The 13,027-nt window shown below is 67.1% G+C and carries 16 protein-coding genes; 11 read left to right on the top strand and 5 right to left on the bottom strand.

Annotated features, from left to right (window positions below):
* Window positions 1-16 precede the first annotated feature (16 nt).
* From B1790_RS25330 to B1790_RS25315, 4 genes are all read left to right on the top strand, one after another.
* A complete protein-coding gene (locus tag B1790_RS25330) occupies window positions 17-2,557 on the top strand; it encodes an RNA helicase (protein ID WP_079926043.1) in 2,541 nt (846 codons plus the stop codon).
* A 155-nt stretch (window positions 2,558-2,712) separates the two neighbouring features.
* Window positions 2,713-2,901, top strand: a complete 189-nt coding sequence (locus tag B1790_RS25325; RefSeq protein WP_079926042.1) for a hypothetical protein — start codon at window positions 2,713-2,715, stop codon at window positions 2,899-2,901.
* A gap of 17 nt (window positions 2,902-2,918) precedes the next feature.
* Complete coding sequence (locus tag B1790_RS35095) at window positions 2,919-3,275, top strand: hypothetical protein (RefSeq protein WP_198952118.1); 357 nt, start codon at window positions 2,919-2,921, stop codon at window positions 3,273-3,275.
* 525 nt (window positions 3,276-3,800) lie between these two features.
* Entirely contained in the window at window positions 3,801-4,268 is a 468-nt protein-coding gene (locus B1790_RS25315; RefSeq protein WP_079926041.1) for a DUF4262 domain-containing protein, read from the top strand.
* Here the strand turns inward: B1790_RS25315 and B1790_RS25310 are convergent, their stop codons facing one another.
* Complete coding sequence (locus tag B1790_RS25310; RefSeq protein ID WP_079926039.1) at window positions 4,269-4,745, bottom strand: SDR family NAD(P)-dependent oxidoreductase; 477 nt, start codon at window positions 4,743-4,745, stop codon at window positions 4,269-4,271.
* A 125-nt stretch (window positions 4,746-4,870) separates the two neighbouring features.
* Between B1790_RS25310 and B1790_RS25305 the strand changes: the two genes are divergently transcribed.
* Genes B1790_RS25305 through B1790_RS25295 form a run of 3 tightly spaced genes read left to right on the top strand, consistent with a single transcriptional unit; the run spans window position 4,871 to window position 6,787 of the window.
* Window positions 4,871-5,710: an SH3-like domain-containing protein gene (locus B1790_RS25305; protein WP_079926037.1), complete on the top strand. Its 840-nt coding sequence runs from the start codon at window positions 4,871-4,873 to the stop codon at window positions 5,708-5,710.
* A gap of 10 nt (window positions 5,711-5,720) precedes the next feature.
* Window positions 5,721-6,440 (top strand): thiocyanate hydrolase subunit gamma, encoded by a 720-nt coding sequence (gene scnC, locus B1790_RS25300; protein WP_079926036.1) that lies wholly within the window; start codon window positions 5,721-5,723, stop codon window positions 6,438-6,440.
* Window positions 6,441-6,442: 2 nt separating this feature from the next.
* Complete coding sequence (locus tag B1790_RS25295; RefSeq protein WP_079926130.1) at window positions 6,443-6,787, top strand: thiocyanate hydrolase; 345 nt, start codon at window positions 6,443-6,445, stop codon at window positions 6,785-6,787.
* Window positions 6,788-6,797: 10 nt separating this feature from the next.
* Here B1790_RS25295 and B1790_RS25290 read toward each other — a convergent pair whose 3' ends face one another.
* Both B1790_RS25290 and B1790_RS25285 read right to left on the bottom strand, forming a co-directional pair.
* Window positions 6,798-7,817: an NAD-dependent epimerase/dehydratase family protein gene (locus B1790_RS25290; RefSeq protein ID WP_079926034.1), complete on the bottom strand. Its 1,020-nt coding sequence runs from the start codon at window positions 7,815-7,817 to the stop codon at window positions 6,798-6,800.
* Window positions 7,814-8,320, bottom strand: a complete 507-nt coding sequence (locus tag B1790_RS25285; protein ID WP_079926033.1) for a nuclear transport factor 2 family protein — start codon at window positions 8,318-8,320, stop codon at window positions 7,814-7,816. The genes B1790_RS25290 and B1790_RS25285 overlap by 4 nt, the downstream gene beginning before the upstream one ends.
* 54 nt (window positions 8,321-8,374) lie before the next feature.
* Here B1790_RS25285 and B1790_RS25280 point away from each other — a divergent pair, with 54 nt between their 5' ends.
* From B1790_RS25280 to msrA, 3 genes are all read left to right on the top strand, one after another.
* Window positions 8,375-9,286: an alpha/beta fold hydrolase gene (locus tag B1790_RS25280; RefSeq protein ID WP_079926031.1), complete on the top strand. Its 912-nt coding sequence runs from the start codon at window positions 8,375-8,377 to the stop codon at window positions 9,284-9,286.
* Window positions 9,287-9,350: 64 nt separating this feature from the next.
* Window positions 9,351-9,809, top strand: coding sequence for a peptide-methionine (R)-S-oxide reductase MsrB (gene msrB / locus B1790_RS25275; protein ID WP_079926030.1), 459 nt, complete (start codon window positions 9,351-9,353; stop codon window positions 9,807-9,809).
* A complete protein-coding gene (gene msrA / locus B1790_RS25270; protein ID WP_079926029.1) occupies window positions 9,806-10,318 on the top strand; it encodes a peptide-methionine (S)-S-oxide reductase MsrA in 513 nt (170 codons plus the stop codon). The genes msrB and msrA overlap by 4 nt, the downstream gene beginning before the upstream one ends.
* A gap of 80 nt (window positions 10,319-10,398) precedes the next feature.
* On the opposite strand, the gene B1790_RS25265 is transcribed toward msrA, so the two are convergent.
* Window positions 10,399-11,763, bottom strand: a complete 1,365-nt coding sequence (locus B1790_RS25265) for a cytochrome P450 (RefSeq protein WP_369832423.1) — start codon at window positions 11,761-11,763, stop codon at window positions 10,399-10,401.
* An 89-nt stretch (window positions 11,764-11,852) separates the two neighbouring features.
* Between B1790_RS25265 and B1790_RS25260 the strand changes: the two genes are divergently transcribed.
* Complete coding sequence (locus B1790_RS25260) at window positions 11,853-12,467, top strand: TetR/AcrR family transcriptional regulator (RefSeq protein WP_079926025.1); 615 nt, start codon at window positions 11,853-11,855, stop codon at window positions 12,465-12,467.
* Here the strand turns inward: B1790_RS25260 and B1790_RS25255 are convergent.
* Entirely contained in the window at window positions 12,454-13,023 is a 570-nt protein-coding gene (locus B1790_RS25255) for a TetR/AcrR family transcriptional regulator (RefSeq protein ID WP_079926024.1), read from the bottom strand. The genes B1790_RS25260 and B1790_RS25255 overlap by 14 nt on opposite strands.
* Between the last annotated feature and the right edge of the window lie 4 nt (window positions 13,024-13,027).

Genomic DNA, 13,027 nt, shown 5'->3' with positions numbered 1-13,027 from the left:
GCAGGCTGGACCCACGATGACCACCGCTGCCGCCCTCCTGCCCGACCCGAGCGACCTGTCGACGCTGCGCGCCAACGGCACCGACCCCGACGAACTGTTCGCCTCGTTCGCCGCCTGGGCCGAGGCGAGCGGGACCGTGCTCTACCCGGCGCAGGAGGAGGCGCTGATCGAGTTGGTCAGCGGCGCGAACGTCGTCCTGGCCACCCCGACCGGGTCGGGCAAGTCGCTGGTCGCGACCGGCGCGCTGTATGCGGCCCTCGCCGCGGGGACACGCAGCTTCTACACCGCCCCGATCAAGGCGTTGGTCAGCGAGAAGTTCTTCGCCCTGTGCGACGTGTTCGGCGCGGCCAACGTCGGCATGCTCACCGGCGACGCCTCGGTCAACGCCGGAGCGCCGATCATCGCGTGCACCGCCGAGGTGCTGGCCAACACCGCCCTGCGCGAGGGCGCCGCCGCCGACATCGGGTTGGTGGTAATGGACGAGTTCCACTTCTACGGCGACCCGGACCGCGGCTGGGCCTGGCAGGTGCCGCTGCTGGAACTGCCGCGCGCACAGTTCCTGCTGATGTCAGCCACCCTCGGCGACGTCACGTTCCTACGGGAGGACCTCACCCGTCGGACGGGCCGGACGACGGCGCTGGTGGCCAACGCCGAGCGGCCAGTGCCGCTGCACTACTACTACGCGACCACCCCGATGCACGAGACCATCCAGGACCTGCTCGACACCAAGCAGGCCCCGGTCTACGTCGTGCACTTCACCCAGGCGTCGGCACTGGAGCGGGCGCAGGCCCTGATGAGCGTCAACGTCAGCACCAAGGAGGAGAAGGCGGCCATCGCCGAACTCATTGGCGCGTTTCGCTTTTCGTCGGCCTTCGGCACGACGCTCTCGCGGTTGGTCCGACACGGCATCGGCGTCCACCACGCCGGCATGCTGCCGAAGTACCGGCGCCTGGTCGAACAGCTGGCGCAAGCCGGGCTGCTCAAGGTCATCTGCGGCACCGACACGCTTGGCGTCGGCATCAACGTGCCCATTCGCACGGTGGTGTTCTCGGCCCTGTCGAAGTACGACGGCACCCGCACCCGGATGCTCAACGCACGCGAGTTCCACCAGATCGCCGGGCGCGCCGGGCGGGCCGGATACGACACCGCGGGCACCGTCGTGGTCGAGGCACCCGAGCACGAGGTCGAGAACCTCAAACAGTTCGCCAAGGTCGCCGACGACCCGAAGAAGCGCCGAAAGTTGGTGCGCCGCAAGGTTCCCGAGGGCATGGTGCCGTGGAGCGAGAAGACCATGACTCGACTGATGGAGGCCACCCCCGAGCCGTTGACGAGCAACATGCGGGTGTCGACGGCGATGATCCTCGACGTCGTCGACCGTCCGGGGGATCCCTTCATCGCGATGCGACGGCTGCTCACCGAGAACCACGAGCCACGCAAGCGGCAGCTCAAGCACATCCGGGAGGCGGTCGGCATCGCCCGGTCGCTGCTGCAGGCCGGGGTGCTGGAACGGCTTCCCGAACCCGAGGCCGACGGCCGCCGCTACCGGTTGACCGTCGACCTGCCGCCCGACTTCGCCCTCAACCAGCCGCTGTCGACGTTCGCCCTCGCCGCGATCGACGTGCTCGACCCGGCGTCGGAAACCTATGCGCTGGACGTCGTTTCGGTGATCGAGGCGACGCTGGAGGATCCACGCCAGATACTGTCGGCCCAGCTGAAGAAGGCCAGGGGCGAGGCCGTCGCCGCGATGAAGGCCGAGGGCGTCGAGTACGACGAGCGCATCGCGCTGCTCGACGACATCACCTATCCCAAGCCGCTGGCCGACGTGCTCGGACACGTCTACGACGTGTACTTGCAAAGCAACCCGTGGGCCGCCGACGGCCAGCTGTCACCGAAGTCGATCGTGCGAGAGATGTGGGAGCGGGCCTTCACGTTCCGGGAGTTCGTCAGCGTCTACGCGTTGACCCGCTCCGAGGGCGCCGTCCTGCGCTACCTCTCCGACGCGTTCAAGGCGCTGCGCTCGGGCGTGCCCGCCTCGGCCCGCACCGAAGAGGTCACCGACGTCGTCGAGTGGCTGGGTGAGCTTGTCCGCCAAGTGGATTCGAGCCTGCTCGACGAGTGGGAACAACTCACCAGTCCCGATCAACCGTTGGACGCCCCGGTGGCGGTGCCTGCCCGTCCGCGTCCGCTGACCGGCAACGAGCGGGCCTTCACCGCGATGGTCCGCAACGCGCTGTTCCGCCGGGTCGAGCTCTTCTCGCACCGCCGGTGGTACGACTTGGGCCAGCTCGACGGGGACGCCGGGTGGACCACCGAACGCTGGGCGGAAGTCGGCGCCGAGTACTTCGACGAGCACGACTCGGTGGGCACCGGCGCGGACGCCCGCGGTCCCGCACTGTTGATCGTCGACCGCCAACCCGACCGATGGGACGTCCGGCAGATCCTGGACGACCCTGCCGGCGACCGGGATTGGGGCTTCGACGTCGAGGTAGACCTGGAGGCGTCCGACGAGGAGGGCGCGGCGGTGATCCGGGTGGTCGACGCGGGGCGGATGGGGTAGCCGGCGTCAATTAGGTGTGCGTCGAGCGCAGTCCAATCTGGTCGCTTGTCAGTGCCATACGGCGCCCTGGTGGCATGACGAACACGTCGATGTCTGACATGGGCGACCCCGTAGGTGCCACACTGGGGACATCAGCAGATCGCGAGGTCGATGGCATGCCCAAGATTGCAACCCTGACCGATGACGAGTTACGGGCCCGGCGCGAGCAGATCATTGCCAGGCTGGGCATCTCGTCGGAGGAACTTCGCGACCGGGCTGCGCACTACGCACTGGTGGGCGACGAACACGACGCCTGGGAACAGCTCGAATCAATCGCATTCCTCTTGGGTGAGACCCGGGCTTAACACCGGCGCCCTACTGCATGCCCATCTCTCATAGAGATTTCAACGAGCAAGTAGTCACCTTCGCGACCGACGTCGAAAATGCAATTACCGCCCTGCGCAACGACGATTGGCAGGTCGAGGCCGGGCTGGCGTCGCAGGACAGCGACCGGCTACGCGCCGTAGTGGACGGGAGTGTTCAGCTCCGTGCGACCGGAGACAATACCGTGCTGGCCGAGCTCAGCGCCGTATACAAGCTCTGTGTGGACTCGTTTAGCCACTACCTCGCCGTTGAGCACTCATCGTTCGTGTTGAAGGCAAAGCTTGACCGCGCGCCCATCATCCGATGGGAGTACGACCGGGACGCCCGGAGCAAGCCCAGCTCGCATATTCAATAACGGCTCATCGCGGCGCCTTGTCACACATTCTCTCCCAACCGAACCACGACACACCGCGCAGCATCGAGTCACTGCACCTTCCGATGGGCGGCGACCGCTTCAGACCGTGCATCGAGGACGTTGTCGAGTTCCTCATACGAGACTGTGGTTTTCCTGGAGCCGACGGGTGGAAACACGTTGTCCGCGAGGGTCGCGCAAAGTGGCGGCGAATCCAGACCCGTGCGGCCGTGCGGGATTCACCAGCCGCTGCGGTGGCTCAACTCGAAGCGATGGGATACGCCGCGACCTCACCGGAGAACGGTGAAGAGCGAGTGCATGGAAAACCTCACCGGCTGGTATTCATCGGTCGGACGCGCTCGGACGACCGCCTAGACCACTAGGCCTCAAGTCGCACCAACCATGGTTCCCGCCTGTGGACGAACTCGCCACTGTGGATAGACAACGCTCTCAACGGTTCTCGGCCCGGAAATTGTCGGTGCCGCGAGACACGCTCGCGGCAAGAACCGACAGAAGGGCAGACACGCCATGTGCTGGCAATGCGACCACCCCGACAAGACATTCGACGACTACCTCGCGCTGCTTCGCCAGACGATCGTGGCGCACGGCTGGGCAGTGCAACACGTCGAAAGCGACCGCAGACCCTTCTCCTACACCGTCGGGCTGCACGAGCGCGGCCTGCCGGAGCTCCTGGTCACCGGCCTGCCAACGAAACAAGCCGGCTGGCTGCTGAACACGTTCGCCAAGCGGATGATCGGCGGCCTTCGACCGGTGCCGGGCGATCAGCTCGTGCTGCCGGCGAACACCCGCCTCGAAGTGGTCGACGTCGAGCATCCCGACGCCCACATGGGGCTGGCCATCGCGCTCGAGGGCTACGACGTCCGCGCCATCCAGCTGGTGTGGGCGGACGGCCGGGGCCGGTGGCCCTGGGCGTCCGGCTTCGACGGCGGTCACCGCCGTCAACCGGTACTCGGAGCGCGGACGACCAACGCGTGACTAACCCCAGGAGGTCTCGCCGTGGCGGTCGACGAACCGCCCCGAGCCGTGACCGGGACCCTCCGTGGCGAGCGCGACGACGGCGTCGGTGCCCTCGGTGACGGTCTGCGGCCCGGAGTTCGCGTTCAGGTCATGGGTGAGCTCGAGTGATCCCATTCCGCTGCCGACGTTGACGATCACCGGGTCCGACGAGCGTCGCAGCAACGGCAGGAAGGCGATCGTCGTCCGGACCACTCCGAGCACGTTGACGTCGAACACGGCGTGAAAGTCCTCGGCCGTCAGATCGGCGGCGTCGGCGTACGGACCGGCGACGCACGCGTAATTGATCAGCACGTCGAGCCGACGGGCGGTCTCGTAGCCAAGTCCCTTGTTCGCTCCGGTGATGAAGGTGATCGTCCTGGCTCCATGCTGCCCCTTGGTGACGCGGTCCGAGACCGTGGCGAGCGTCTCCGAGGCCGAGCCGACGCGCGCTGACAAAGGTAGGCAAAGCCATGACCGATGCCGCCAAAATGACCGACCAGCAAATGTGTCGGTGCTAGCCTCCGATCAGTGGGGAGCTGGTCGCAATCGGCACCGGCACGTCTAACGGCGGAGGAACGGCCATGAGCACTGCGGCTGAGCGGGCCACCCAACTCGACCTCGTCGCGCGCCTCAAGTCGTCCTATCCCGAACTGCCCGACGCACCCACCCCTGATCTGCTGGACCACGGCCGGTTCGTCGCCTACATGAAGCCCGTGCACGACGTCGGCGGCGAGCCCGACGCCCCGATGAAGTACGAGAACAAGGACTACGAGTACTGGGAGCACATGACCTACGTCATGTGTGAAGTGCTTGCCTGGCGCGGCATTTGGCTGTCCGAGGAACGGCGTCGCATCGGCAACGTCGACGTGCAACGCGCGGTGTATCTCGGCTTCCCCTACTACGGCCGGTGGCTGCTGTCGGTGGCGCGAGTACTCGTCGAGAAGCACCACATCGGCCTCACCGAGCTCAGCGAACGGATGGCCGAGGTCCAGCAGCGGTACGCGGGCGGGCTGGCCGGCAAGGCCTTGCAGGCACAGCCGAAGTTCGAGGGCGACGGAGCCGAGGTCAAGCGCAACAGCCACATCGTGCACGCGCTGGGCAAGGGCGACCCGCAGGTGTACGCCGGCAAGGCGGGCAACCCGAAGTTCGCGGTGGGCGACCGCGTTCTGGTGCGGGAGCTACCCGTGCTGTTCTACACCCGCACACCGGAATACGTGCGCGGCGCGACCGGCGAAATCGCCGCCGTGGCCTATGAGAGCCCCGCCGCCGAGGACGAAACGTGGGACATCCCCGACGCCAAGCCGGAGTGGTTCTACGTCGTCCAGTTCACGATGGCCGAGCTCTGGGACGACTTCAACGGCCCGCCCACCGACACGCTGCGCACCGAAATCCCCGAACGCTGGCTGCGCGCCGCCGACTGAACGGACCGACATGACCCACGACCACGACCACGACCACGACCACGACCACGACCGCACGGTGAAGCCGATGGTCGACGAGATCACCGACTTCGAGGTGCTGGAGATCGCACTGCGCGAGCTCTGCATCGAGAAGGGCATCTTCACCGCTGCCGAACATCGGCTCTTCACGGAGTTCGCCGAGCAGATCGGGCCGACGCCGGCGGCGCGGTTGGTCGCCCGCGCCTGGCTCGACCCAGACTTCGAACGACTCGCCCTGACCGAGCCGATGACGGCGAGCAAGGAGGTCGGCGTCGACTGGCTCGAGCCGACGGGCTTCGGCACCCCAAGCGACTTCACCGCCTTTCAGATCCTGGCCGACACCCCGACGCTGCACCACGTGATCGTGTGCGCCCTGTGTTCGTGCTACCCGCGACCGATCCTCGGCAACTCACCGGAGTGGTACCGCACGCCCAATTACCGTCGGCGACTGGTGCGTTGGCCGCGGCAGGTGCTTTCCGAGTTCGGGCTCTACCTCGGCGACGACGTCGAGGTGCGGGTGCAGGACTCCAACCAGAAGCATCGCTTCATGGTGATGCCCGTGCGCCCGGCGGGCACCGACGGCTGGACCGAGGATCAGCTGGTCGAGATCATCACCCGCGACTGTCTGATCGGTGTCGCCCTGCCAAAGCCCGGGGTGACCACCAACGTCGTCACCGCCACCCGCGCCGCGATGCACCCGGTCGGGGAGTGACGATGACCGACGTCGACGGCGAGGTGCTGCGGTCCATGGTCGACCCCGATCAGGTGTGGCCGCGGATGGCGGCCAAGTACGGCGTCGAGAATCTCGTGCCGCCGTGGAAGACCAGCCTCGACGGCCTGTGCGACGCTCTGGATCACGCGGCGTGTGACACGCCGGTGCCGAGTTTCAAGGAGCGCCGCGACGAGGAGGACTCGCTGTCGGCGACGGTGTACTCCGACCTGCCGTATCCGGAGAACCAACTGGTCGCCCTCGCCCATTCGCTGCTGGCCCGCGGTGTTATCGCCGAAGACGAACTGCGACAAAGACTCTCGGACGTGCGCCGACGCCTGGAGACGTGACCGGGCGGGGTCAACCCGTTTGCTTGCTCCGCCGTTTGGCCTCTCGCAGACCGACCCAGAACTTGGCGGCCTCCCGGATCGACTCCTCGACCGGCCGGGGGTGCCAACCGAGTTCACGTCTGGCCTTGCTGCAATCCACGGGCGCCTCGGCCCGCATCAGCCGCAGCGAGTCGATCGACAGTTTCTCGTCGGTGCCCGTGATACGCGCCTTCGCACTGCCGAGCACGGCCATCACCCAGGCGAGCGCCAGCGGGATCGACCGGGTGGGTGCGGGCACGCCGGCCGCCTCGGCGGCGATGCGTACCACCTCGGCGTTGCTGATCATCTTCTCCGAGATCAAGTACCGCTGCCCGACGCGACCCTTCTCCGCGGCCAGGACCAAAGCCTTTGCGGCGTCGTCGATTCCGACGGCCTCCAGCTCGACGCCGCCCATCACGAATGGCAGCTTGCCGAAGGCCGCGCCCGCGATGATCGCACCGTGTGGAGTGCGCCCCCAGTCGCCGGCACCGTAGGTGGTCGACACGCACATGGCGATAGCCGGCAGTCCGCGATCGCGGACGTACTCCATGACGAGGTTCTCGGCCTGAACCCGAGACCGCACGTACGGCGTCAACCCGCGGTCGACGATCACGTCATCCTCGGTGGCGACCCGGCCGCGCTCACGGCCCACCGTCGCGTAGCTGCTGGTGAAGACGAAGCGCTCGAGGCTCGCGGCGACGTCGGGCCGGCACGCCACCTCGAGCACGTTCCTGGTGCCCTCGACGTTGGTGCGGAACAGCGGGGCGGGGTCCTTCAGCCAGCCGCGGGTGTCGACGACGCAGTAGTAGACGACGTCACAGCCGATCATGGCCTCGTGCAGGACCTCGTCGTCCCAGATGTCGCCGACGAATCGCGTCACGTCGAGGTCGACGATGCCGATCGTGTTGGCCCCGGCCCGCACCATGACGCGGACCTCCTGCCCGTCCTCGACCAACCGGCGGGCGACATGGGACCCGAGGTAGCCGTTGCCCCCGATGACGAGCGCGGTCACGAGCGCCTCCCGTACGTCGTCATCCACGCCGCCGCCTCGTCGGGCAGCGTGCCCAGCTCCTCGGCCTTGCGGCACCACTTCACGGTGGCGGCCACGAAGCGCAGCGGATTGTAGACGTCTTCCTGCCGACACCACTTCCCGTCACCGGCGTAGGTGACGATCGAGATGTTGGTCGCGCTGATGATGGTGCCGTCGCCGGGATCGCGCATGGGGTTGTCGAGTTCACACAGCACCCGGCTCGTCGATTCGTCGATCACCGTCCACAACGACGGAAACGACGTCATGTAGCTACCCGGGAAGTTCTCCATGGTGTTCCAGATCCACGGCCGCACCTGCTCACGGCCGCGCATCGTGCCCGCGGCGTGCTCGACGTAGGTGACGTCGTCGGTGTACTGGTCAACCCATGGATCCCAGTTCCTGGTCTCGGCGGCCGCGGCGACAGTTGCCTCGAATCCGGCGAACGCCTCGACCAGCTCGGCACGGCTGTAGGTGGTACCCGTCACACCCAGAACTAGAACACGTTCTACCTGACTTTGTCGAGCGGCCGTATCGTCCGGATGGTGAAGGTCCTCCGAGCGGTGGCAGCCGGCGCGGCAGCGATGCTGCTGAGCGCGCCCGTCGCATCCGCCGATGACCACGCGGGCCTCGTCGACGTCGGTGGCGGCCGCAGCCTCTTCATGAACTGTCAGGGGGAGGGTTCGCCGACGGTGTTCGTCATTCCCGGCAAGGGCAGCTACGCCGAGGCGTGGAATGCCGCCATGCCCGACGACGACCCGATTCGCTCGTCGCCGTACGACCTCATCGAAGAGGCCCGCATCGACCTGACCCCGCAATCGACCCAACCCCTGGTGGCACGGACGACGCGGATCTGCGTCTACGACCGCCCCGACACCCGACCCGACGGTGACGAGAAGTCGACCCCGGTATCGCAGCCGCACACCGTGCAATCCGACGTCGACGACGTGGTGAGCCTGATCCGCGCGGCCGGGCTGCCGACACCAATGGTCTTCGTCGCCCATTCCTACGGCGCGCTGATCCTCGACCTTCTCGCCAGAGAGCATCCGGAACTGGTCGGCGGGCTGGTGTTCTCCGAACCGACGTCCGAATTCCTGCCGATCGTCGGCAGGCCTGATCAGAACGCCGCGTTCAACAGCGACGCGCAGATCGGCGCCCCCGGCGAGGAGACCGTGCTGCCCGACGACGCCTTCGCGAGGATCGCCGCCGCGCCGCCGCTGCCGCGGGTGCCCGCGATCGTGTTGAGCGCGGACAGGTTCGCGGCCCCGTCCGCATTGAAGCCGGACAACTACACGCAGGCCCAGATTCACCAGGCAAACGACATGCTGGCGTCCGCCCTCGGCACCACCAACGTCATCGTCGCTGGCACGGGGCACAACCAGATGTTGTACCAACCGCACGCCATTGCTGACGAGATCGTGACGATCGTCGACGAGGTCCGCGCCGGGAACTAACCGAACGCCGCGTGAGGTTGTACGAGTGCCGACCCAAGGAGGATCAGTGGCAGCTACGAACCCCATGAACCCCAAGACCTACGACAAGAACCCCGCGGCGGTGAACGCCCTGTCGCCCGAGCAGTACCAGGTGACCCAGAAGAACGGCACCGAGCGACCGTTCACCGGCGAGTATTGGGACAACCACGAACCCGGCATCTACGTGGACGTCGTGTCGGGCGAACCGCTGTTCGCCTCGACCGACAAGTTCGAGAGCGGATCGGGCTGGCCGAGCTTCACCAAACCGATCGACGCGGCCAACGTGCTCGAGAAGCGCGATCTGAGCCACCTGATGCTGCGCACCGAGGTTCGGTCCGCCCACGGCGACAGCCACCTCGGGCACGTCTTCAAGGACGGCCCGCGCGAGGCCGGAGGGTTGCGCTACTGCATCAACTCGGCTTCGCTGAGATTCATCCATCTCGACGACCTCGAGGCCGAGGGCTACGGCGACTACATCACGCTATTCAAGGAGGCACGGGCATGACGACCAAGAAGGCAATCCTCGCAGGCGGCTGCTTCTGGGGCATGCAGGATCTGATCCGCAAGCAGCCCGGGGTCGTGGCGACGCGCGTCGGCTACACCGGCGGACAGAACGACCACCCCACCTACCGCAAGCATCCCGGGCACGCAGAGGCCATCGAGATCGAGTACGACCCGAGCCAGACCGACTACCGCGCACTGCTGGAGTTCTTCTTCCAGATCCACGATCCGACGACCAAGGACCGCCAGGGCAACGACGTCGGCAGCAGCTACCGGTCGGCGATCTTCTTCGTCGACGACGAGCAGAAGGCCGTGGCGCTGGACACCATCGCCGACGTGGAGGCCTCCGGCCTGTGGCCGGGCAAGGTCGTCACCGAGGTCACCCCCGCGGTCGAGTTCTGGCAGGCCGAGCCGGAGCACCAGGACTACCTGGAGAAGTTCCCCAACGGGTACACCTGTCACTTCCCGCGGGCGGGATGGAAGCTGCCGAGGCGCGAAACCGCCTCGCAGTAGCTCCCTTTCCCACGACAAGACACAAAGGGCCCTGAATCCTCGCGATTGAGGGCCATTTGCGTCTGCTCGCGGGGCTGGAGTTACCCGAGGGGGGTGGTCCGTCGTCGCATGACGACGCGGCCACCCGCCTTGGGCGTGTAGGCGACGCCGCGCGAGTGGATCTTCTCGTCGGGTGCGGTTGTCGTCTCGATCTCGAAGTGGCGCAACACCGTTCGCAGGACGACGTCCATCTCGACGTTGGCGAATGCCGCCCCCACGCACCGGCGGGTGCCGCCGCCGTAGGGCAGGAAGGCGAACGTCGACGGTCGCTTGCCCATGAAGCGCTGCGGGTCGAACCGCTCGGGGGACGCGAAATCCTCCGCGCGGTCGTGGATGTGCTGGATCGCGACGAAGATCGAGTATCCCCGCGGAATCACCCACTCGCCGAGCTGGAACGCCGGGGCGTACACGTGGCGCCCGGCGAAGTCGATGATGGTGCGCGCCCGCTGCGTCTCGAGGATCGTGGCCTGGCGGTACTCGTTGCCGTCGGTGCGCGCCTCGTCGACCAGCCCGTCGAGCACCTGCGGGTGTCTGCTCACCCGCTCCAGCACCCACGCCAGGGTCGACGCGGTGGTCTCGTGGCCGGCGGCCAACAACGTCAGCAACTCGTCGCCAATGTCTCGCCTCGACATCGCCGAACCGTCTTCGTAGGTGCTGCGCAAGAGCAGGGTCAGGACGTCGTCGCGGTCGTCGAAGTTGGGGTCGGCCTTGACGGTGTCGATCAGTCGCTCGACGACGGCGTCGTACTGACGGCGATAGGCGGCGAGCCTGCCCCACGGGGTGAGCCGCCCGTAGGTGCGCGACGGGGCGGGGAGCACGGCGAGCCGGGAACCCAGGGTGACCCACGGCGGGATGATGCGCCGCAGCTCGTCGAGTTGCTCACCATCGGCGCCGAAGACGGCGCGAAGGATCGCGTTCAGCGTGATTCGCATCATCGGTTCGAGGGATTCGAATTGCCGGCCGTCGGGCCACGACGCCGCTTCACGCAGCGTTTCCTCTTCGAAGATGACCTCGTAGTTCTTGATGCTCTTGCCGTGAAACGGCGGGGTCAGCAGCTTGCGGCGGCGCTTGTGCTCGGTGCCGTCGAGGGCGAACACCGAACCCGAACCGAGGATGCGGCTGAGGTTGGGCTGGATGTTTCCGACGTCGTCGGTGTTGGCCGCGAACAGTTGCTTCGCGATCTGCGGATCGGCGACGGTCACCATGTTCCCGAACACCGGCACCCGCAGGGTGAACACGTCACCGTGCCGGCTCGTCATCGCGTCGACCATCCGGCGCCGCGACGCGATGAACCCGAGCGCCTGAAGGAACTTCGGCAGCCGCGGGCTGGGCGGCAGGTTGATCTCCGGCGCTACCTCGACGGCTGGCGTCGCCTCGATCGTCGCTTCACTCACGGAAGGCTCCAAACTCGTTGTGGTACCGCGTCGTACCGGTGTTGGTGTAGTACGGTACCGCCTAGTACCGAACATGCGCAAGGGTCGGAGACGAGGGCGAGGTGAACTCAGTGGTAGTCGACGTGTCGCCGCCCGGTACGACCGCGTTTCGCCGACGACTTCTCGACGGCCTCGCCGAGTCGATCGCCGAACGCGGCTACCGCGCGACGACCGTGGCCGACGTCGTCCGAGGCGCCAAGACCTCCAAGCGGACCTTCTACGACGAGTTCGCCAGCAAGGAGGAGTGCTTCGTCGAACTGTTGGCCGCCAACAACGACGACCTGATCGCCCGCATCACCGCGGCGGTCGACGGCGAGTCAACTCCCGATGAGCAGGTCTCCGCCGCCGTCGGCGCCTACGTCGCGCACATCGAATCGCGCCCCGCCATCACCCTGAGCTGGATCCGAGAGGCACCCGCGCTCGGCGACCTCGCCCGACCGCTGAATCGCCTTGCGATGCAACATCTCACGGACATGTTGGTCGCCATCAGCGGCAGCCCCGGGTTCGTCCGCGCCGGCTTGGCGCCCATCTCCCGATCGCTCGCGCTGATTCTGCTCGGCGGGCTCAGGGAGCTGACGGCACTCCTGGTCGAAGACGGCCGAGACGTCCAGGACATCGTCGAGCCCGCCGCCACCGCGGCGCGGGCCATCCTCGGACTGTCCGTCACCCCAGAATGAGGCGCGCCGACCTCTCCAGGCGCTGCGCAATCCCGTCGTAGGACGCGTAACCCATCCCGACGCGCACCAGCGCGCCCGAATACAGCATCTCCAACGAGTCGATGACGTCTTCGTCGACCTGCGGTCCCAGGGCCGCCGTCAGCCGCTCCCTGATGTCGCGCCCGATCCGCTGACGGAGCACCTCGACGTCCGGATCCTTGCCGAGAAGCGCGCTCGTCACCGCCCCCGCGAACTCCGGCTCGTCGGCGACCAGCAGCGCGATGTGCTGCAGCACGTCGACGACACGGGTGGCGCGGTCGTCGGACTCGTGTGGGGCTGGAGCGGCGCCGGCAAGCCTGCGCCAGAACACCTCGGCGACCAGGTGCTCCTTCGAGGAGAAGTAGGTGTACGCCGTCGCCGCGCCGACACCGGCCTCGGCTGCCACACGCCGTACGGTGAGTCCGCTGAATCCGTCGCGGTTGAGAAGGTCGACCGCGGCGCGCTCGAGACGGTCAACCGTGTCGGCCTGCTTGGCGGTCAGACGGCGCCGAGTCGACTCCAAGGCCGCATCGGACACGTGT

It is taken from the genome of Mycobacterium sp. AT1 (genome assembly GCF_002043095.1).
In the GTDB taxonomy this organism is placed as follows: domain Bacteria; phylum Actinomycetota; class Actinomycetes; order Mycobacteriales; family Mycobacteriaceae; genus Mycobacterium.
Note: the sequence above shows the minus strand (reverse complement) of the source record. Positions and strands in the feature narration are given on the sequence as shown.